This is a genomic window from Longimicrobium sp., from assembly GCA_036389795.1.
GTDB lineage: Bacteria > Gemmatimonadota > Gemmatimonadetes > Longimicrobiales > Longimicrobiaceae > Longimicrobium.
Genome location: DASVWD010000154.1, coordinates 1 through 18,492, shown reverse-complemented (window position 1 = coordinate 18,492; position 18,492 = coordinate 1). Strand labels below are relative to the sequence as shown.

At 71.3% G+C, this 18,492-nt stretch carries 14 protein-coding genes and 18 tRNA genes; 7 read left to right on the top strand and 25 right to left on the bottom strand.

Translation table 11 applies throughout. From position 1 onward, the window contains the following. Positions 1 to 193: 193 nt before the first annotated feature. From VF746_21095 to VF746_21085, 3 genes are all read right to left on the bottom strand, one after another. Entirely contained in the window at positions 194 to 1,552 is a 1,359-nt protein-coding gene (locus VF746_21095) for a putative glycoside hydrolase (GenBank protein HEX8694920.1), read from the bottom strand. Between the two features lie 206 nt (positions 1,553 to 1,758). Beyond that, complete coding sequence (locus VF746_21090) at positions 1,759 to 1,929, bottom strand: hypothetical protein (GenBank protein HEX8694919.1); 171 nt, start codon at positions 1,927 to 1,929, stop codon at positions 1,759 to 1,761. Positions 1,930 to 2,229: 300 nt separating this feature from the next. After that, on the bottom strand, positions 2,230 to 3,930 hold the full coding sequence (locus VF746_21085) for a glycosyl hydrolase family 8 (protein ID HEX8694918.1): 1,701 nt from the start codon (positions 3,928 to 3,930) through the stop codon (positions 2,230 to 2,232). Positions 3,931 to 4,169: 239 nt separating this feature from the next. On the opposite strand from VF746_21085, the gene guaA reads away from it, so the two are divergent. The 4 genes from guaA to VF746_21065 all read left to right on the top strand — a co-directional run bounded on the left by guaA (position 4,170) and on the right by VF746_21065 (position 7,635). Then, positions 4,170 to 5,717 (top strand): glutamine-hydrolyzing GMP synthase, encoded by a 1,548-nt coding sequence (guaA, locus tag VF746_21080; protein HEX8694917.1) that lies wholly within the window; start codon positions 4,170 to 4,172, stop codon positions 5,715 to 5,717. A gap of 272 nt (positions 5,718 to 5,989) precedes the next feature. After that, positions 5,990 to 6,190 carry a hypothetical protein gene (locus VF746_21075; protein HEX8694916.1) on the top strand — a complete coding sequence of 67 codons (201 nt, stop codon included), beginning with the start codon at positions 5,990 to 5,992 and terminating at the stop codon, positions 6,188 to 6,190. Positions 6,191 to 6,251: 61 nt separating this feature from the next. Beyond that, positions 6,252 to 6,923, top strand: coding sequence for a phosphoribosylanthranilate isomerase (locus tag VF746_21070; protein HEX8694915.1), 672 nt, complete (start codon positions 6,252 to 6,254; stop codon positions 6,921 to 6,923). Between the two features lie 562 nt (positions 6,924 to 7,485). Continuing rightward, positions 7,486 to 7,635 (top strand): hypothetical protein, encoded by a 150-nt coding sequence (locus VF746_21065; GenBank protein HEX8694914.1) that lies wholly within the window; start codon positions 7,486 to 7,488, stop codon positions 7,633 to 7,635. Between the two features lie 101 nt (positions 7,636 to 7,736). Here VF746_21065 and VF746_21060 read toward each other — a convergent pair whose 3' ends face one another. After that, positions 7,737 to 8,273, bottom strand: a complete 537-nt coding sequence (locus tag VF746_21060; protein HEX8694913.1) for a hypothetical protein — start codon at positions 8,271 to 8,273, stop codon at positions 7,737 to 7,739. On the opposite strand from VF746_21060, the gene VF746_21055 reads away from it, so the two are divergent. Continuing rightward, entirely contained in the window at positions 8,272 to 10,548 is a 2,277-nt protein-coding gene (locus tag VF746_21055) for a BTAD domain-containing putative transcriptional regulator (GenBank protein HEX8694912.1), read from the top strand. The genes VF746_21060 and VF746_21055 overlap by 2 nt on opposite strands. 224 nt (positions 10,549 to 10,772) lie before the next feature. Next, on the top strand, positions 10,773 to 11,012 hold the full coding sequence (locus VF746_21050; protein HEX8694911.1) for a hypothetical protein: 240 nt from the start codon (positions 10,773 to 10,775) through the stop codon (positions 11,010 to 11,012). 286 nt (positions 11,013 to 11,298) lie between these two features. On the opposite strand, the gene VF746_21045 is transcribed toward VF746_21050, so the two are convergent. Further along, positions 11,299 to 11,371: transfer RNA gene (locus tag VF746_21045), tRNA-Gly, on the bottom strand. 169 nt (positions 11,372 to 11,540) lie between these two features. Between VF746_21045 and VF746_21040 the strand changes: the two genes are divergently transcribed. Then, complete coding sequence (locus VF746_21040) at positions 11,541 to 12,170, top strand: hypothetical protein (GenBank protein HEX8694910.1); 630 nt, start codon at positions 11,541 to 11,543, stop codon at positions 12,168 to 12,170. A 235-nt stretch (positions 12,171 to 12,405) separates the two neighbouring features. Here the strand turns inward: VF746_21040 and VF746_21035 are convergent. The 20 genes from VF746_21035 to VF746_20940 all read right to left on the bottom strand — a co-directional run. Next, positions 12,406 to 12,497, bottom strand: a tRNA-Ser gene (locus VF746_21035). A 26-nt stretch (positions 12,498 to 12,523) separates the two neighbouring features. After that, a tRNA-Ser gene (locus VF746_21030) sits at positions 12,524 to 12,606 on the bottom strand. Positions 12,607 to 12,614: 8 nt separating this feature from the next. Continuing rightward, positions 12,615 to 12,688, bottom strand: a tRNA-Pro gene (locus VF746_21025). Between the two features lie 6 nt (positions 12,689 to 12,694). Then, positions 12,695 to 12,774: transfer RNA gene (locus VF746_21020), tRNA-Ser, on the bottom strand. A gap of 16 nt (positions 12,775 to 12,790) precedes the next feature. Then, positions 12,791 to 12,863: transfer RNA gene (locus VF746_21015), tRNA-Pro, on the bottom strand. Between the two features lie 613 nt (positions 12,864 to 13,476). Next, positions 13,477 to 13,550, bottom strand: a tRNA-Arg gene (locus tag VF746_21010). Positions 13,551 to 13,643: 93 nt separating this feature from the next. Beyond that, on the bottom strand, positions 13,644 to 14,438 hold the full coding sequence (locus tag VF746_21005) for a hypothetical protein (GenBank protein HEX8694909.1): 795 nt from the start codon (positions 14,436 to 14,438) through the stop codon (positions 13,644 to 13,646). A 296-nt stretch (positions 14,439 to 14,734) separates the two neighbouring features. Continuing rightward, a tRNA-Leu gene (locus tag VF746_21000) sits at positions 14,735 to 14,817 on the bottom strand. Between the two features lie 106 nt (positions 14,818 to 14,923). Next, a tRNA-His gene (locus tag VF746_20995) sits at positions 14,924 to 14,996 on the bottom strand. A gap of 70 nt (positions 14,997 to 15,066) precedes the next feature. Further along, positions 15,067 to 15,606 carry an HNH endonuclease gene (locus VF746_20990; GenBank protein HEX8694908.1) on the bottom strand — a complete coding sequence of 180 codons (540 nt, stop codon included), beginning with the start codon at positions 15,604 to 15,606 and terminating at the stop codon, positions 15,067 to 15,069. Positions 15,607 to 15,721: 115 nt separating this feature from the next. Continuing rightward, a tRNA-Ala gene (locus VF746_20985) sits at positions 15,722 to 15,793 on the bottom strand. 84 nt (positions 15,794 to 15,877) lie between these two features. Continuing rightward, positions 15,878 to 15,963: transfer RNA gene (locus tag VF746_20980), tRNA-Tyr, on the bottom strand. A gap of 41 nt (positions 15,964 to 16,004) precedes the next feature. Beyond that, a tRNA-Gly gene (locus VF746_20975) sits at positions 16,005 to 16,076 on the bottom strand. A gap of 61 nt (positions 16,077 to 16,137) precedes the next feature. Further along, positions 16,138 to 16,210: transfer RNA gene (locus VF746_20970), tRNA-Cys, on the bottom strand. 9 nt (positions 16,211 to 16,219) lie between these two features. Further along, positions 16,220 to 16,292 (bottom strand) — tRNA-Ile (locus VF746_20965). Between the two features lie 12 nt (positions 16,293 to 16,304). After that, positions 16,305 to 16,377, bottom strand: a tRNA-Phe gene (locus VF746_20960). A gap of 138 nt (positions 16,378 to 16,515) precedes the next feature. Then, positions 16,516 to 16,588 (bottom strand) — tRNA-Gln (locus VF746_20955). 41 nt (positions 16,589 to 16,629) lie between these two features. Continuing rightward, a tRNA-Asp gene (locus tag VF746_20950) sits at positions 16,630 to 16,700 on the bottom strand. A gap of 152 nt (positions 16,701 to 16,852) precedes the next feature. Then, positions 16,853 to 16,924 (bottom strand) — tRNA-Trp (locus tag VF746_20945). Between the two features lie 887 nt (positions 16,925 to 17,811). Next, a partial coding sequence (locus tag VF746_20940; GenBank protein HEX8694907.1) for a methyl-accepting chemotaxis protein occupies positions 17,812 to 18,492 on the bottom strand: 681 nt, incomplete at its 5' end.

The following is an 18,492-nucleotide window of genomic DNA, read 5'->3' as shown; positions in this document are numbered from 1 at the left end:
AGGATGTACTGAAGTGCGTGAGTGCGAAAGTGCGAAAGTGCGAAAGTGACGAAGCGCGGGGCGGTCCTCGAGGACCGCCCCGCGCCGCACATGGCCCGTACAGTACCCTCTCCCGAAGGTGGGAGAGGGTGGCGACGCGGTAGCGGCGCCGGGTGAGGGCCCTCCGCCGCCGCGCCGAAGCTCGCCGTCGCCTCTACTGTCCCCCGCCCGCCGCCGTCGCGGGGGGCTCGTTCGCGGCGACCTGGCCGGCCGTGGCGGCGCGCTGGCGGGCATCCGCCGCGCCCTCGCGGTCGAAGCGGTCGACCAGGGCCTCGATGGTGGACGTGGGGGTGAAGGCCTTCGCGCGGATCCCGGTGTCGCGGGCGAAGGCGCCGGCCACCTGGGCGTAGTTGGAGCCGGGGTGCCAGAAGATCCAGTCCTCCAGCCCCAGGTCGTGCACGGCCTCGATCTGCGCCCGGGCCTGTGCGGAGCCGTACGGGTAGCCGCGGTCGTTCCAGGTGGCCGTGAACGCCTGGATCCAGGGGACGATCCGCGCCGGCTCCACCCCCGCCGCCTCCAGCCGCCGGTTGCGCAGCACGCCCATCCCCACCGAGGTGAACACCGTCTCGTACGGCATCCGGTTCGGGCGGCGGATGCCGGGGAGGTGCGTGGGGAAGTAGTGCGACGGGTACACCATCGGCAGCACCGCGTCGGCGGTGGACGACATGCGCTCCCACTGCTGGCCGATGCCGACATCGGCCGCCTCGTTCATCGACAGCCCGAAGAGGTCGGCCGTGACGGTGGCCCCCAGCGGGCGCAGCCGGCGGCCCGCCTCGGCCAGGAAGCCGGCGATGGCGTCGGTGCGCTCGCCCGCGGCCTGCGGGTGCACCTGGCGCGGGAGCGAGCGGTACGCCTCGGGGAAGCGCACGTAGTCGAACTGCACCTCGGTGAAGCCGGCGCGCACCGCCTCTTCGGCGATGGCCAGGTTGTACTCCCACACCCGCCTGTCCCACGCGCTCACCCAGGTGATCCCCTGCCGGTCGCGCCAGAGCCCGCCTTCGGGAGTGCGGATCGACCAGTCGGGGCGGGCGCGGGAGAGGCGCGGGTCCTTGAACACCACGATCCGCGCGATCGGGTGGATGCCGTGCGCCCGGAGCGTGTCCACCAGCGCCTTCAGGTTGCGCAGGGGGATGCTCCCCTCGTGCGTCGCCTCGCGCGCCAGCGGCAGCTCCGAGGCGTAGCGCACGCCGTCCTCGTCCTTCACGTCCACCACCCAGGCGTTCAGCTCGGTGGTGTCGGTGAGCGCCAGCAGCGGCCCGCGGCGGCGCGGGTCGCCGGCGGCGTAGGCGTTCACGTAGATGCCGCGGATGATCGGCGGCGCCTGGTCGCGCGGGCGCTGCGGCGGGCGTGGGGCGCTCCGGGGCGCGTGCGCCTCGGCGGGGGTCGCGGCGAGCGACCGGACCACGGCGTCGCTGGCGGCGTCGGCGGCGGTCTCGGCGTCGAAGCAGGCGGCGGTGCACAGGGCGAGCACGGCCAGGAGCGGCGCCCGGGTGGGGAGGCGACGGTGTGCCACGGGACTGCGGGGGAACGGGGGCTCGCGGGTGGTGGACGGGCCGCCGGAGGGGGTCCGGGGCGGGTCCGGGAGCGGGAAACGCCTGATGCGAAAATGGTGCCGCCGGAGCCGCCGCGAAAGGGTTTCGTGAGGGGCGGCCGCCGGCCGCGCCCGACTCCGGATCGGAGAGGGCCGGGGGGACGCCGGACGCGTGTTCCGGCGGCCGCTTACGACCCTGCCTGTCCGGCCGGCGCGCTGACGCCCGGCGCCCCGCTCCCGGGGTCGACGCGCGGGTCGGGCGGGGCGAGGTTGGGGTCGGTGATGCCGTCGCACCCGGCGAGGAGGATTCCCGCCGTCAGCAGCGCCACGGCCGAGCGCGCGAGGGATTTCGTCTGCATGGTGCAACTCCTTTTCAACCCACTGCCCGTCCGCCGGGACGAGATGTTCCGGCAGGCATAAAACGGGCCATCGTAAATCCACGTAAATGCCTGATTGGTAATCGATTACGTCCTGGTGAACCAGGCTTCCGCGGCACCGATCCGGAAAACATCGGGCTCACGCAGAGTCAGCAGAGTCAACAGAGGGTTTCTCTGCTGACTCTGCTGGCTCTGCGTGAGCCGAAGTCTTTCGTCGGGCCTGGTCCGACCGCGAGATCCACCCGCCGCGCGCCTTCTCGAATGGATCCTGGCCGCCCGGCGTCACCGCACCGTCTGCACCCCGTCCACCTGGAAGCTGCCGGAGCCGGCCAGGGGGGCGAGCGTGAGCCCCCAGACCTGGGTGCGGTTGAAGCCGTCGTTCGGGGCGCCGGCCGGCTGCCAGTCGGCGCGGCGGGTGAAGGCGCTCCAGGGGATCGAGACGTAGCGCCAGCCCGTGGAGGTGTCGGCGAGCCTGTACTCCCAGCGCTCGGCCGTGTCGGTGGTGCTCCCCGCGGCGCGGTTGTCCTGCACCTCCACGCGGACGGTGTTCCCCGACCCGGTGCCTTTGAACCAGAACTCCAGCGCCCGCTGGCCGCTCCAGTCGCGCGCCGGCGAGAAGTCGGTCCCCACGCCGCCGTACGAGGCGATGGCGTAGTCCACCTTCATCCCGTACCCGAACGCGGCCGGCGACACCACGCCGCGCGCGATGGAAGTGCCCGGGTCGTTGAACGTCCACCAGCGGGCCACGCTCCCCGACTCGAAGTCGTCCACCAGCGGGCGCGCGGCGCCCAGGTCCAGCGGGCTGGGCATGTTCCCGCTCATGAACAGGATCGAGAGCAGCCGCAGCACGTTGTTGAAGTAGCCGCTGCTGTCGGCGCGGCTCACCGTCTCGGTCCACATGTCGGCGCGGTAGGTGGCGCTGGCGGAGTGCAGCGCGCCCGCCGCCGCGGTGGCCACGAAGACGGCCTTGTGGGCGAAGTACAGCGGCGTGCCGTTCAGCTCGTACCCCTCCTTGATGCCGGCGGCGCCCTGCCCCGCGAAGAAGGCGTTCATCCGGTCGAGCTGCGAGCGGGCGCGCGTGTCGCAGTACCACGCCGCGTCCTTGGCCAGGCGCCAGGGAGAGCGGGAGGCGTCGTAGAAGTACTGGTAGCGCTTGGTGGGGTCGGCGGCCGCGGTCCCGTCGGCCTTCATCCAGTCGGGGAGGAGGCCGGTGGAGACGCCGCTGCGGGTGTTCAGGTTGGAGACCATCTCGTAGACCTTCGTGGTCACCGGGTCCCACACCGCGTCGCCGCTGTAGGCGCGGAACACCTTGTAGAAGGCGGGGGCGAAGTACGACGGGTTGGTGATCTCGGAGCCGCCCCAGTAGCGCTGGTCGCCCGGCTTCAGCACGTACGTGCCGCTCTCCACCTCGTACTTCGCGATGCTGTCCAGCAGGGCCTGCGCGGCGCTCCCGTAGCCGCCCCACTTCCGGTCGGCCGCCACCAGCGCCAGCGCCATGTCCTCGTCGGCGTCGGTGGCCGCGTCGTCGTACTCGGCCACGTTGCCGGAGCTGATCTTCCACTTCATCAGCCCGCGGGCGTTGAAGTGGCTGCGCGCGTAGCCCCACAGCTGGTCGAAGGCGTATTTGTCGCCCAGGTAGGCGGCCAGCAGCATCCCGTAGCCGATCCCCTCCGAGACGGTGTCGTAGTTCCCCTCGGCGCCGCGCGTGACGCGCAGCCAGCCGCCCGCCCCGCTCGCGGTCACGTACCCGGCCTTCCACGCGGCGTAGCTCCGCCGCAGCTCCTCGTTCGCCGCGCCCTGGTCGGGCGCCAGGTTGGTGCCGCAGGCGTAGGCGTACTTCCCCACCGCGGGAAGGACGTCCGGCCGCGGCGCGGGGACCTCGGGGGCGAGCGCGGAGGGTGCGGTCGGGGCCTCGCCGTCCCCGCAGGCGGCGGCCAGCGCGAGCGCCGGGAGCGCGACCCGGCGAAGGGCGGAGCGGATCATGGTGCAACTCCTTGCGACGGAAGAGCTTGCAGGACCGGCCTCTCCCGCCGCGCCCGGCAAGCACCGGGCCAGCACGCGCGCAAGTCGTTGAAGTGAACAGAGTTATGGGGACCTGCCGACTTCGCCTGGTTACGGGGAAGGTGGATGGCGGGCGGGGGGCGCCGGTCCTTTCCACCCTCCGGCCCGCCCGGTATCTTGCCGCCGCACGCCTTCAGACACTCCCGACCGGCCCCGGCACAGTGGACCCGAACCGCATCCTCATCCTCGACTACGGCTCGCAGTTCACGCAGCTCATCGCGCGGCGCATCCGCGAGGAGCGCGTCTACTGCGAGATCCACCCGCCCACGCGCCCGCTGGACTGGATCCGCGACTGGGGGCCGAAGGGGGTGATCCTCTCCGGCGGCCCGTCCTCCGTCTACGGCGAGGACGTCCCCACCGCCGACCCGGGGCTCCTGCGCATGGGCGTGCCCGTGCTGGGCGTCTGCTACGGGATGCAGCTCATCACCTTCCTGGAAGGCGGGGTGGTGGAGCGCGGCCGGCGCGAGTACGGGCGGGCGCTGGTGGAGGTGCACGAGGGCACGGGGATCTTCGGCGGCTTCCACGAGGGCGAGCGGACGCAGGTGTGGATGAGCCACGGCGACCACATGGTGCAGCCCCCGCCGGGGTACCGGCTGCTGGCGAGCAGCAGCGAGGGGCAGCAGTGGGCTGCGTTCGCGGCCGAGGACCGGCCCGTCTACGGGGTGCAGTTCCACCTGGAGGTGGCGCACACCACCCGCGGCGCCGAGATCATGTCGAACTTCCTCTTCGGCGTCTGCGGGTGCGAGCCGACGTGGACGGCGGGGTCGTTCATCGAGAACGAGCTGGAGAAGATCCGCCGCCAGGTCGGCGACGCGCAGGCGGTCTGCGGGCTGTCGGGCGGGGTGGACTCGTCGGTGGCGGCGGCGCTGGTGCACCGCGCGCTCGGCGAGCGGCTCACCTGCATCTTCGTCGACACGGGGCTCCTCCGGCAGGGCGAGCGCGAGGGGGTGGAGCGCACCTTCCGGCAGCACATGGGGATCCGGCTGGAGGTGGTCGACGCCTCGCGCCTCTTCCTGGACCGGCTGCGCGGGGTGGAGGAGCCCGAGGAGAAGCGCCGCATCATCGGCCACACCTTCATCGACGTCTTCGAGGAGGCGGCGGAGCGGATCGGGCACGACGCGCGCTTCCTGGTGCAGGGCACGCTCTATCCCGACGTGATCGAGTCGCTCTCGGTGAAGGGGCCGTCGGCCACCATCAAGACGCACCACAACGTGGGCGGGCTCAAGCCGGAGATGCGCTTCGAGCTGGTGGAGCCGCTGCGCGAGCTGTTCAAGGACGAGGTGCGGCAGGTGGGGCGCGAGTTGGGGCTCCCCGAGGAGATGGTGGGGCGGCACCCGTTCCCCGGCCCCGGCCTGGCGATCCGCGTCCTGGGCCAGGTGGACGAGCGCGAGCTGGCCATCCTGCGCCAGGCCGACGCCATCTACCTGGAGGAGATCCGCGCCGCCGGCCTGTACGACGACATCTGGCAGGCGTTCGCCGTGCTGCTGCCGGTGCGGTCGGTCGGGGTGATGGGCGACGAGCGCACCTACGAGAACGTCTGCGCGCTGCGCGCCGTCACCAGCCGCGACGGGATGACGGCCGACTGGTACCCCTTCCCCCACGACGTGCTGGCGCGCATCTCGACGCGGATCATCAACGAGGTGAACGGGATCAACCGGGTGGTCTACGACGTGTCGAGCAAGCCGCCGGCGACGATCGAGTGGGAGTGAGGGTACGGGGCACGAGGTACGAGGTACGGAGCGACGGTCGGCGTCGGCAGCCCCGGGAGATGTCGCCGCCTCTCCTTCGAGGTTCGGATCAACCTTTCAGCGGGTGGCCGCGGGAGGGAACGATGCCAGGGAACGCCAATCCTCCACAGGGTGGGAAAGCCGCCGCGCCGGCTCCGGCCGCTCCAGCCCCGGCCGCGCCGGCACCGGCCGGGCCGGCCGCAGCCGCGCCGGCCCCGGCCGCGACGGAGGGAGAGCAGGTGGCGCAGACCGCGATGACGATCCAGACGAGCGGGCGGGCGAAGACGGTGCGGATCAGGTCCGGCGAGCGGACGAGCGTGTGGAACAACGTGGACGTGGAGCTGGACCCGCAGACGGGAATCGTCCAGCTGTCCCGCGACGGCAAGGTGGAGGCGACGACGCACATCTCCTCCGCCCTGGTCTTCTGGGAGCTCGAGCCGCCGCCCACGCCCTGAGCCTCCCGGCCGGGCGGCGGCGCCGATCCCATCGTTTCCCGTAACCTGTCCCTGTCGTTCCGTGGAGCCCACCGCCCGTCCCCGCATCAAGGTCTGCTGCATCTCCAGCGCGGAGGAAGCGTGGATCGCCATCCGCGCCGGGGCCTCGGCGCTCGGGCTGGTGTCGGCGATGCCCAGCGGCCCGGGCGTGATCGGCGACGAGCTGATCGCGGAGATCGCGGCCCGAGTGCCGCCCGGCGTCGCCACCTTCCTCCTCACCTCGTCCACCGATCCCGCCCGCATCGTCTCGCAGCAGCGCGGCGCGCAGGTCAACACCCTCCAGCTGGTGGACGCGGTGGAGCCGGACGCGCTGCGCGAGTTGCGCGCGGAGCTGCCGGGCGTGGCGCTGGTGCAGGTGATCCACGTGCGCGGGCCCGAGTCCGTGGACGAGGCGCGCCGGGTGGCGCCGCTGGTCCACGCGATCCTGCTCGACTCCGGCAACCCGGCGGCGGCGGTGAAGGAGCTGGGCGGCACGGGGCGCGTGCACGACTGGGAGCTGAGCCGCCGCATCCGCGAGGCGGTGGACGTGCCCGTGTACCTGGCCGGCGGCCTGCGCTCGGAGAACGTGGCCGAGGCCGTCGGGCGCGTGGGTCCCTTCGGCCTGGACGTGTGCTCGGGTGTGCGCACCGACGGCCGGCTGGACGCGGACAAGCTGGCGCGCTTCGTCGCGGCGGCGACGCTTATCCCCGGGTGATCGGCGGAGACGACAAGGATCCAACCGCCTGCATCTGGTGATTCGGGGTAGTGAGCGATCTGCCGAGCTAATCCTTCTTCTTCGGCTTTTGCGGGAGGTTGCCTCGTTTACCTCCCGACTTTCTGCCGGTCGTGCTCGGCGCGTTCTCGAGGACTGGCTTCCCGCCTTTCTGCTCACCCGCGCTGCTACCGCCTCCACCGCTCCCGCCACTTGTGCTGCCGCCGCTTCCGCCTTTGGTGCTCGGCTTGGCCATAGAGTCCTCCTACCTGGATATAATCAGGCAATCGAGGATGATAGCTTGCCCGGACTGGGGCAAAGCCGAATGATTCAAAGCAGGTGCCAGAGGAAGAGGGCTGCAGACAAGCTCGCGCGCTTCGTCGCCGCCGCGCACGGCTGAGGCCGGATAGACGGCGAACGTGCGCGTGCGGCGGGCCCCGGGCAGAGTCTTTCGTCCGTGCATCGCCCGCTAGCGGACGGAAGCTTGACGTGGTGGTGCGGCGGCCGATCTTGGGAACGTGGGGGAAAGCCGTGCTTGCCAACCTCAGCCGCAGGAGACGCGCCCATGCCGAAGCTTATGCTGGACCTCGACCAGATCCGGGTGGAGTCGTTCTCCACCGGCTCCGTTCAGCCCGCGCCGGAGAGGATCCCGACCACGAACACGCAGGATCCGGACTGCACCTACCCGACGCGGTGCAACCCGCTTCAGTGCTGATCGTTCGGTCACGAGCAAGGACGAAAGGACAGGCGCGCGATCCGCCGCGCCGCCGGATACACCGGCGCGCGGCGGATCGCGCAGCTACGTTCGATCCCGCGTCAGCAGCTCACGGCGGGGTTGAACGGGGCGAAGACGCCGTTCGGGTTGTCGCGCCAGACCCAGGCGTGCAGGTCGTAGTGGGGGAAGGGCAGGCCGTGCCGGGCCTCGGGCGCGCGGTGGTCGTCGAAGGGCTGCCCGCTGAGCATGGGCGGGGCGCTGTTGGAGGCGTCCCACGCGGCGGCGGGGACGAGGAACTCGACGCCCACGAGCTGCAGGCTTCCGCCGGGGCTCGGCGCGTAGAGCAGCACCTCGGGCTGCGTGGGGTCGACCGTGCCGTCCGCCAGCGTGGCCCTGGAGTAGTGGATGCCCATGGCGCCCATGGAGGGGTGCGCCACGCACGGACCCGCCGGGGCGTACCCGGCCGCGACCGCGGCGTCGACCGACTGGTAGGCGCGGGTGGCGTCGCGGATCGCCCGCAGGGTGCGCTCCGGCTCCGGGGTGGTGGGGTCCGAGTCGCACGCGAGCACGCCGATCGCGCCGAGCACGCCGAGCGCGGCGGCCACCGCCGCCCGCGCCTGGAGAGAATGAAGGGCCATCTCCTCCTCCTTCCGCTGCAATGAAGGTTTCTGCCGGGGCGCGACTGTCGCGCTCCCGGGCGGAAGAGTAGCTTGCCTCCGTTATCCGCCGGTTACCCCGGCTTTATCGGTCCCGCTCCTTTTCGCGACTCCCACCCGCCCCGATGGTCGACCTGCGCGTGCTCGGCGGCGTGGACCTCCACGGTCCGGACGGCACGGAGCTGCGGTCCGTCCTGCAGCAGCCGAAGCGGCTCGCCCTGCTCGTCTGGCTCGCCGCCGCGCACCCGCGCGGCTTCCACCGCCGCGACTCCCTCCTGGCCCTCTTCTGGCCCGAGCTGGACGCGGCCGCGGCGCGCAACGCGCTGGGCCAGGCGGTGCACTTCCTCCGGCAGCAGCTCGGCGAGGGCGTGGTGGCGAGCCGCGGCCGGGCGGAACTGGGGGTGGCTCCCGGCGGGCTGCGCTGCGACGCGGCTGCCTTCGAGGAGGAGCTGGACGCCGGGCGGAGCACGGCCGCGCTGGAGCTCTACCGCGGCGACCTGCTGGCGGGGTTCCACCTCTCCGGCGTCCCCGAGTTCGAGCGCTGGAGCGCGAGCGCGACCGGCTGCGCGCCCGCGCCGTCGAGGCGGCGCGGGGGCTGGCCGACGAGCACGCCGGCCGCGGCGACCCGGCCGGCGCCGCGCGCTGGGCCCGCGCGGCCCTGGAGCTGGACCCGTTCGACGAGCGCGGGCTGCGGCGGCTGCTGGTGCTGCTGGACCAGGCGGGCGACCGCGCCGGCGCCCTGCAGGCGTACGAGGAGTTCGCCCGCCGGCTGCGGGGCGAGCTGGAGGCGGAGCCGTCGCGGGAGACGCGCGCGCTGGCGGACGGGATCCGCGCGCAGCGGACCGGTCCGGCGCCCGGCCCCGCCCCGCCCGGCTCCCTCGCCGTGCTCCCGTTCCTGGACCTGAGCCCCGAGCCCGAGGAGTACTTCGCCGACGGGCTCACCGAGGACCTGATCTCCACGCTCGCCGCCGTGCCGGGCCTGCGCGTGACTTCCCGCACCTCGTCGTTCGCGTTCAAGGGGCGCGCGCTCCCGGTCGGCCGGGTGGCCGAGGAGCTGGGCGTGGCCGCCGTGCTGGAGGGGAGCGTGCGCCGCGGGGGCGGGCGGGTGCGGGTGGTGGCCCAGCTCATCGACGCCGCCACCGACGCGCACCTGTGGACGGAGACGTACGACCGGGCGCTCACCGACTTCCTGGCGGTCCAGGCGGAGGTGGCCGAGCAGATCGCCCGGGCGCTGCGCGTGGAGCTCACGCCCGGCGCGCGCGAGCGGATCGGCGCGCGCCCCCCGGAGAGCCCGCGGGCGTTCCACCTCTACCTGCGCGGGCGCTACTTCCTGGGCCAGGGCTCGCGCGAGGGGTGGCACCGGGCGGTGGAGTCGTTCCGCCTGGCCCTGGAGGAGGACCCGCGCTACGCCCTGGCCTACGCGGGGCTCGCCGACGCGTACGCGCAGCTCCCGCTCTTCGTCTTCGCTCCGCTGCTCCCCCGCCCCGAGGCGCTGGCGCGGGCGAGGACGGCCGCGCTGCGGGCGCTGGAGCTGAACGACGAGCTGGGAGAGGCGTACGTGGCGCTGGCGGTGGCCCGCTGGTACGAGTGGGACTGGGAGGGCGCCGAGCGGGCGTTCCGGCGCGCCCTCCTCCTCGGCCCCGGCTCCGCCGCGCCGCACCACCGCTACGGCCTCACGCTGTGCTTCCTCGGGCGCTTCGAGGAGGCGGCGCGGGAGCTCCAGCGCGCGCAGGAGCTCGACCCGCTCTCGCTGGCGATCGCCACCGACCGCGGCGTGGTGGACCTCAGGGCCGGCCGCACCGAGCTGGCCCTGGCCCGCTTCCACAAGGTGCTGGAGGTCGATCCCGCTTTCCACGCCGCGCACCACTACCTGGCCGAGGCCTACAACTACGCGGGGCGTCACGAGCTCGGCCTGCCGCACTGGGTCGCGCGCGGCTTCATCACGCCGGCCGACGCGGACGAGCTGGCCGCGCTGCTGCGGACCAGCGAGCTGGAATACCGGCGCGACTGGCTGCGCAGGATGGAGCGGATGGAGGCCGCGCCGACGGTGCTGGCCTCCGGGGCGATCCGGGTGGGAGAGGTGGAGCGGGCGTGGGAGTGGCTGGAGCGCGCCTTCCAGGAGCGCGACCCGGTGCTCACCAACGGAGTGCGCGTGCACCCGGGGCTGGATCCCTTCCGCGGCGACCCGCGCTTCGCGGACCTGCTGCGCCGGATGGGCGTGGACGATGCCCCCGCCGCCGGCCCTCCTGCGCGCTGATCACGGGCGAGGTCGTCGCGCGGTCCGCGGCGCGTTGTTACGACTTCGCCCCAGTCACCGGGCTGGCCTTCGGCCGCTGCCCCCCTTCGCCCCGCTCCCCGGAAGCCACGTTCCGCACAGCGGCCCTGCGGCTTCCTTCCCGACCTCGCCTGGTTGTGCCATCTTGATCGATCCGGGCGCGAATACCTCGCATCCGCAACTCGGCCCCAACGCGGAGAGGACCGATGAAGAAGCTCCGGCTGGACACCGACGACCTCATGGTCGAGCCCTTCGAGCTGGAACCCGCGGAGGGGGAGGCGAAGGGCACGGTCGTCGGTAACGACGTCTCGCGGGCCTGCGGCACCCAGCCCGAGGATAGCTGCGGGTACCCGGTCACCTGCGGCGGTACGAGCTGCGACTCGGGATACCCGGTCTGCTACCAGTGCAGCGGGGCGGGGACGGGCTGCGACACCCCGGTCTGCTAGGAGTGCACCGGGCTCTGCGGTGAATGATCCCACAGGGGCGCGCCTCTACGGTTGCACGCGGACGCTCCCCCGGGATGGGCAAAACGAAGCCCCGCACCGGAAGACGCACCCGCGCCGGCCCTCCCGCGTGCTGATCCAGAAACGAGGTTGTCGCGCGGTTCACGACGTGCCCGCAAGGGGCGCCGTGGACCGCGCGACTACGTTCGATGCTGCATGGCAGGGTGCGTGGAAGGAGGAAGGAAGGGGTGGGGAGGGAATCAGGGACCGAGTCCGGGTTCTCGTGAAGAGCGAACGGCGGGAGTCGAACCCGCTGCCTCCGGTCTGGGAAGCCGGCGCTCTGCCGATCGAGCTACGTTCGCGCTGGGATACATGCGCCCGGCAGGACTCGAACCTGCGGCCTTCGGTGCCGCCGGAATCCCCCGTTGTCGTTTGGGGAACATTTGTATATGATTCATTTAGCGTCGCAAAACGAGAGTCTCGCCGTGGCGCGGACGGTTCCCCCTCTCCCACCCACCCGACGGAGGACATATGGGACAGCCGGTCAAACTGGCGATGGTCGTGCTCTCGGCCGCGGCGCTGCTGGGCGCGTGCGACCGCGCGATCGTATCGCCGAGCGAGCCCGCCGACGCACCCGCGCGCAACCTGCCCCCGCCCGACGATGGTGGATGGGACGGAGGGGGTGGCGGCGGAGGCGGTGGCGGGGAGGAAACGACGGCGACTCCCTTCGCCCCGCCGCCGCGGCCGTACATCTACGCCTCCGACCTGCCGCTGTACATGGAGGGCGTGATGGGGGGCACGTGGTACGAGTGCGGCCAGGTCACCCACGTGTTCTGGAGCCTCGGCTCCACCTGGAGCGAGGACATCACCCGGGGCACGACCCTGTACGTGACCGGGGTCGTCGTCCCCAGGACGCGGATAAACTGGGGGTTCTACAACGCGGCGGGGCAGCGGGTGAAGACGCACCTGACCCAGCCCGCTCGCGACAACTGCGTCGTCCACCACGAGCCCGAGGCGGTCAGCACGTGGGACCTGACTCCGGGCTACTACTACCTGTACGCGTCGTACAACGGCCTCGAGTACTACTACGGCGTGGAAAGCTCGTTCGGGTACGCGATGGGATACGTGGGCAAGTACGTGGGCGTCCTGCGCATCCGGTAGCCGCGCGCACGCCGGCGCTCGACCAGGGCTCCCGCGGCGCCGCCGCGGGAGCCTCGCTGCTCACGGGCCCCGCTATCCCCGCACTCCCGCACTTTCGCACTTCTCCTCCCCCAGCGGTCCCACCCTTGCAGCCGCGCTCCGGCTCGCCTTTCCCGTCGAGCCCGCCGGAGGGGGAAACGGACCGCTATCAGGTCGTTCCCGCTCTGTTCCGCTGAGCTACGGGCGCGTTCGATGGTGGTGAGAGGGCGGTGAGGGATTCGAACCCCCGGCCCCGCGAAGGGCTCCCGTTTTCGAAACGGGCGCATTCGGCCGCTCTGCCAACCTCCCGGGCACGCGTGTGGCGAGAAATGGAGAGGAGGGTGAGGGATTCGAACCCTCGGCCCTTGCGGGCTCCCGTTTTCAAGACGGGTGCGATCGGCCACTCCGCCAACCCTCCGGGTGAAGTCGGGACGGCCGGGTTCGAACCGGCGACCTCTCGGCCCCCAGCCGAGCGCGCTGCCTGGCTGCGCCACGTCCCGCGGAAGAGGAGGGTGAGGGAGGACCCCCGGGTCGTGGACCCTCGCGGTTAGCAACCGCGCGCGATCAGCCGCTCCGCCAACCCTCCGTCACCCACCTGCCAGTCGAGACGCGCGGATTCGAACCGCGGACCTCTCGCTCCCGACGCGAGCGCTCTTCCAGTTGAGCTACGTCTCGATCCTTCTGCATGCCCCCGCCAGGATTCGAACCTGGGGCCTCCGGATCCGTAATCCGGCGCTTTAATTCCGAATGCCACGTGCCGGTGTCTGGGCTACCATCTGGGCCCATTCCCGGGCTGGTGGAACGGCTCCGAACTGATCGTCTGCATGCTTGCGCTCCTCATGAGTCGTGATTAGTATCGGTTCTGGAGGATTCTCTCCGAAAGCCGGACACCCGCAGAAGGATGATGACCATGAACCACTCACTCGGCAGGCTCATCTCCGCAATCGTCGCTGCAATGATCGTTGGTGCGCTCGGCTTCGGCGCGGTCCAGGCGTCTGCCTCTCCGTCGGCGCCGACGTCCTCCAGGAGTTGCGATTTGAAAGCGTGTTTCGCGTGGTGTCAGCAGGTTTACGGTGAGGGCGCCACCCCCTACTGCAATCAATGGGGAGGGTGCGGCTGCATCCGGTAGCCATGGTGGAAGCACCCCAACCCACTCATGCCCGACGCCGGACCTGATCTACCGTAAGCAGGAGAGGGCCCTTCTCCATTCGCCGAGTTGAGGGTGCAAGTCGCGCTTGGCCTGAGAACAATTGCAGCGCCTGCAGGCTGCTCGGCTGGCGTCGTGCCATGCCCCCGCCAGGATTCGAACCTGGGGCCTCCGGATCCGTAATCCGGCGCTCTCGTCCGCTGAGCTACGGGGGCGAACTGCAGGGGATAGGGAACAGGGGACAGCCGGCAACACCGCGCGGTGTTCGCTTGCTGTTCCCTGTAACCTGTACCCTGTACCCTTCAGGGTCAGTCGAGGAAGGCGACGCGGCGTGCGAACGGCGCTTCACGCTCCGTGTTCATCACCACGCGGTGCCAACCGTCGAGGACGATGGTCTTGTGGTCGCTGTGCCAGATGCGGCCGCGGACGTAGAGCCGCGGATCGAGTGTCATCGCCTGCCACCTCCAGCGCGCGGCCTTCGGGTTCGCGGCGATGATCTTCCCGTACTCCGCGATGCCGACGCCGCCCGGGTGCCGCGGGCAGACCATCACCGCCCGCCCGCCGATGCGGTAGGCGTACTGGCACATGTGCGGCTTGCTCCCGGCGCCGCGGCTGAGCGGCTCGTTCCGCCGGACGTCCCGGCCGCGGACGGACAGGCCCGGGGCCGGGATGAAGAACCATTCGCCCTGCCGGACGAACGCCTCGTTGCGGCGGCGGAAGCGGTTCTTCTGCCGCCGCAGGTTCACGCGCACCGACGCCCGCACCAGGTCCGGCTGCAGCGCCTCCATCGCGGACTCCACGCCCGAGACGGAAGCACCCGGCACGGCGCAGACGAACCAGTGGCGCTCGTCGTGCCCGCACAGGTACTTCTCCTTCTCCCCGCCGCGGCGCGCCAGCAGGAGCAGGTGGCGCAGCTCGGGGCGGAGGTCCACGACCTCGTACTCGGCCGGTTCACCCGGCGCGAGCCTGATCTCGAAGAACTCGCCCCGGTGGTCGGTCCCGACGTCGATGCCCTGCGGGCCGCGCCAGCGGTCGGCCGCCTCACCGATCCGCAGGCGTGCGCCCATCCGGGCGAACTTCTTTTCCAGCAACCCGGTGTCCATACGATTCCTTTCGGTGCCCCCTCGACGGGGGCGTCGATGTCGGACGGACGGGGATCGATCGGGCAGTCAGGCCCGGCCTCGCTCATGCGGGAGAGGACGACCCCCGCGCCGCCGCGCCCGGAGGCGCGCAGGAAGATCCGTGCGGCGTAGCCAGCCTTCGTGAAGACACCTGGTACCTCCTTTCTTCGGGTGACGTGGTCGAGGGGTTCGGGCGGAGTGTGCCGCCCGTGACGGGTGGATCCTGATCGAGCAGGCGTTCGCTGCCCGTTCCTGCCAGTTGTCGCTCGGGCCAACAGTACCCCGGGGGGGATTCGAACCCCCAACGCCGATCGGCCTCCCGGGTCTGAGCCGGGCGAGTCTGCCGTTCCTCCACCAGGGCGAAAAACCAGGGGACAGGGGATAGGGGACAGGGAACAGCCTGCCAACTTCGACCGCAGCTCGCTGGCTGTCCCCTGTTCCCTGTACCCTGTTCCCTCGCAGTCAGGGGTGACGGACGGGGATCGAACCCGTGGCCTCCGGAGCCACATTCCGGCGCTCTGCCGACTGAGCTACCGTCACCGTGTGGTTGGACGCTCCGTCCGGGGAGGGAGCCTCCCCGGGCGGTTCGCCGGCGTCGGCGCGGCCCGCGTCAGGCCGCCTCCTGCTCCCCGAAGGCCAGCACCTCGGCCAGGTCGCCGTGGCGCGCCCGCACCAGCTCCCAGAGCGTGGGGGTGCGCGGCTCGGCGAGCAGCGGCATCCGCGCCTCGTCGGGAGTGCGGTCGGCCTTCAGGTTGTTGCATGGCTCGCAGGCGGTGACGACGTTGCGCCACTCGTCGCGGCCGCCCCGCGAGAGGGGCACGACGTGGTCACGAGTCAGCCGGACGCCCGTGCGCCGTGCCTCCGCCTCGGTCCGGCCGCAGTACAGGCAGCGGCGGCCGTCGCGGTCGAAGAGGTTGTGGTTGGAGCCGCCGAGCGGCGCCGCCCCGAACAGCCGGGCGGGCAGCTTCACCCCGGCGCGCAGCCGCAGCACGCGCGGCGCGGGGACGACGAGCTTCATGGAACGGAAGCGGCGCGTGGGGTGGGCGCGCTCGATCTCCGCCTTGCCGTCGACGTACAGCTGGACGGCGCGCTGGACCGAGACCGTGCCCACCGGCAGGTAGCCCGGGCTGATGACCAGCGTCGTGCTCATGGTCGCATCTCTCGCTCACCTTTCTCAGGAGTGCAGCTCGCGCCCGCCCGGCTCCCGAGGCCCGGAGGGCGCCGGCCCGCAAAGTCGCGGGCGAAGGGTCGGTTTTCGGAGTAAGTGGAACCGGGCGGACTCGAACCGCCAACCGGCCGCTTGCAAGGCGGCTGCTCTCCCTTTGAGCTACGGTCCCGGACGGATAGTGCGAAGTGCGAAGTGCTAAGTGCTAAGTGCTTAGTCCTTAGTGTTTTAGTCCTAAGTGCTTCGTGAGATCGAGTGGGCGGTGAAGGATTCGAACCTCCGCGTCCCGGTGGGGATTCCGATCTACAGTCGGATGCAATCGGCCATCTCTGCCAACCGCCCGTGCCGTCGCACCTCGCACTTCGCACTTCGCACTTTTTCAGAGGGGATGACGGGAGTCGAACCCGTGACCTTCGCATTGGCGGCGCGACGCTCTTCCGCTGAGCTACATCCCCAAAATCTGGAAGAGGGGGAGACGGGGATCGAACCCGTGGCACCCTGCTACTCCCCCGAAAGACCTCCCGCCGGGAGTCGAACCCGGTCAGTGTCGGATCTGCAATCCGATGCCTTCCCACTTGGCGACGGGAGGAGGCGCGAGTACCAGCGGGCGGAGTCGAACCGCCGACCGCTCCCATATCAGGGGAGTGCTCTACCGCCTGAGCTACGCTGGCGTGGACGTGGAGCGGCCCCGGAGGGAGTCGAACCCCCGACGCGCGGATCTTCAACCCGCCGCTCTACCGGCTGAGCTACAGGGCCAGGAAGTGCCCAGGTTCAAGTGCCCAGTGCCCAGTCAATCAATCCGAGATCTGAGTACTGAATCATGAAGCCACCCACATCGAAGTTCCTGTGTACTGGGCACTGGGCACTGCGCACTGCGCACTGGGCACTTGTAAACAGGGGCGGCGGGATTCGAACCCGCGTTTCCGGCTCCAGAAGCCGGCGTCCTGGACCGCTGAACGACACCCCGTCAATCACGTGACTTCGCACTTCGCACTTCGCACTTCCCAGCGGTGCCACGGGGAATCGAACCCCGCTCTCCGGAGCGACAATCCGGTATCCTGCCGCTGAACGATGGCACCGGGTGATTCCAATCCCGTCGGACTGAACGGATGTCATCCCGAGGGGCGCGGTAGCGACCGAGGGATCTACTCGACGAGTCTGGTGGACGGTGTGTCGAGCAGATGTCTGACGCACCCGCTGTTCATCCGAATCCCGCTTGATTCATTGCAAGCACGGCGGGAGGGATTCGAACCCCCAACACCCGGTTTTGGAGACCGATGCTCTACCGTTGAGCTACCGCCGTGTGAGATGATTCATCGATCGCGAGGGAGAGGAGCGGACCTTCCGGCCGTGCCGCGCCCCCCGCCCGACGGGAGTCGCGTGCCACGTGGGGTGGGCGGGCAGCGTCCGTCCGGCCCGCCCTCTCCGCTCGCGATCGTTCACGAGAACCCAAGACCCGAGTTGTCAAACACGCCGGACCGCGTGGGTCCGCAGATGCTTCCGGGGTGCCGGCCGGTCCGCGTCACCGGAGAGGCCGGGAGGTCCCGCGCGGAGGTCCTGGAACGCGAAAGCGCCCCGCCTCCGGTGAGGGAGGCGGGGCGCTCGATGCTGCGAAGCGCCGCGTCCGCGTACGGGCCTTACGCCCGCAACGGACCACCTCCCGCGAGTTGTGCCGAATCATGCCCGTACCGCCGCCAATCACTGCCGCCGCTAATGAGCGGCAGGCCGCCGAATCGCCCGATTCCTTCCGTACCGCCGCGCTGGCCGAGCGCCGGGGCGCACGGCTCCGCCGAGGGCCCGAGCGCGAGCGGCGCGGGCGCTGACACGGACGCCCATGCGGGCATCCGGATCGTGGCGGCGGCGGAAATGGCGGCGGTCATGGGATCTCGTTCCTTCGGTCTACGGTTCGGTTCGTCGGTTCATCGTACGTTCGTCCGCGCCTTCCTGATTCGCGATGGCGATGGACGAAACGAAGAAACGGGAGGCGCGTCCGACCGCCCCGTTTCCGAGGCGATCCCGTCGTGCAGACTCCGGACCCGAAGGCCCGCTTCTGCTCCGACGGCTTGGGACGCGACTCCCGTTTCGTGCCGCCAACTCTACAGCACCCCGCGCCGCCCGTCAAGGGGGATGATGGGCTCCTTCGTCCGCGCGGGTCGCGGCAGGACTCCTAAGTCCTCTTCCGAAAGCCTCTTACGCGTCGGCGCCGACGAGCAGCGGGACCCGCACCTTCGCGGGGCGGGCGGGCGCCTCCGGCTCGCCCACGCGGAAGGCGGCCACCAGGTCGCGCAGCCGCCCGGCCAGCGCGCTCAGCGTCTCCACCTCCGCCGGCGAGGCGCCGTCGCGCGAGCCGGCGAGCTCGGCCACGGTGGTCATCATCGCCTCGAGCTGCTCGGCCAGCGCCGCCATCTCCTCGGCCGCGGCGGCGTTCTCCTCGGCCACGGCGGCCACGTTCCCCAGCACGTCCGTGGTCTCGCGCACCCGCCCGGCGATGCGGTGCGTGTCGGCGTGCAGCGCCAGCACCCGCGCCTCGGCGGCTTCCAGCGCGCGGAAGATGGTGTCGAGCGCCTCGCCCACCTCGCGCGTGCGGCCGGTGGTGTCGCTCACCTCGGCGGCGCTCTGCTCGATGCGCGAGACGGTGCGGTCGATCTCCTTCTGCATCTCCCCCACCACCGACACCGTGCGCGAGGCGGCCGCCGCGGCGCCCTCGGCCAGCTTGCGCACCTCGTCGGCCACCACCGAGAAGCCGCGCCCCGCGTCGCCCGCGCGCGCCGCCTCGATGGCCGCGTTCAGCGCCAGCAAGTTCGTCTGGTCGGCGATGTCGTCGATGGTCTCCACGATCTTGCCGATGCTCTCGGCGCGCTCGCCGAGCGA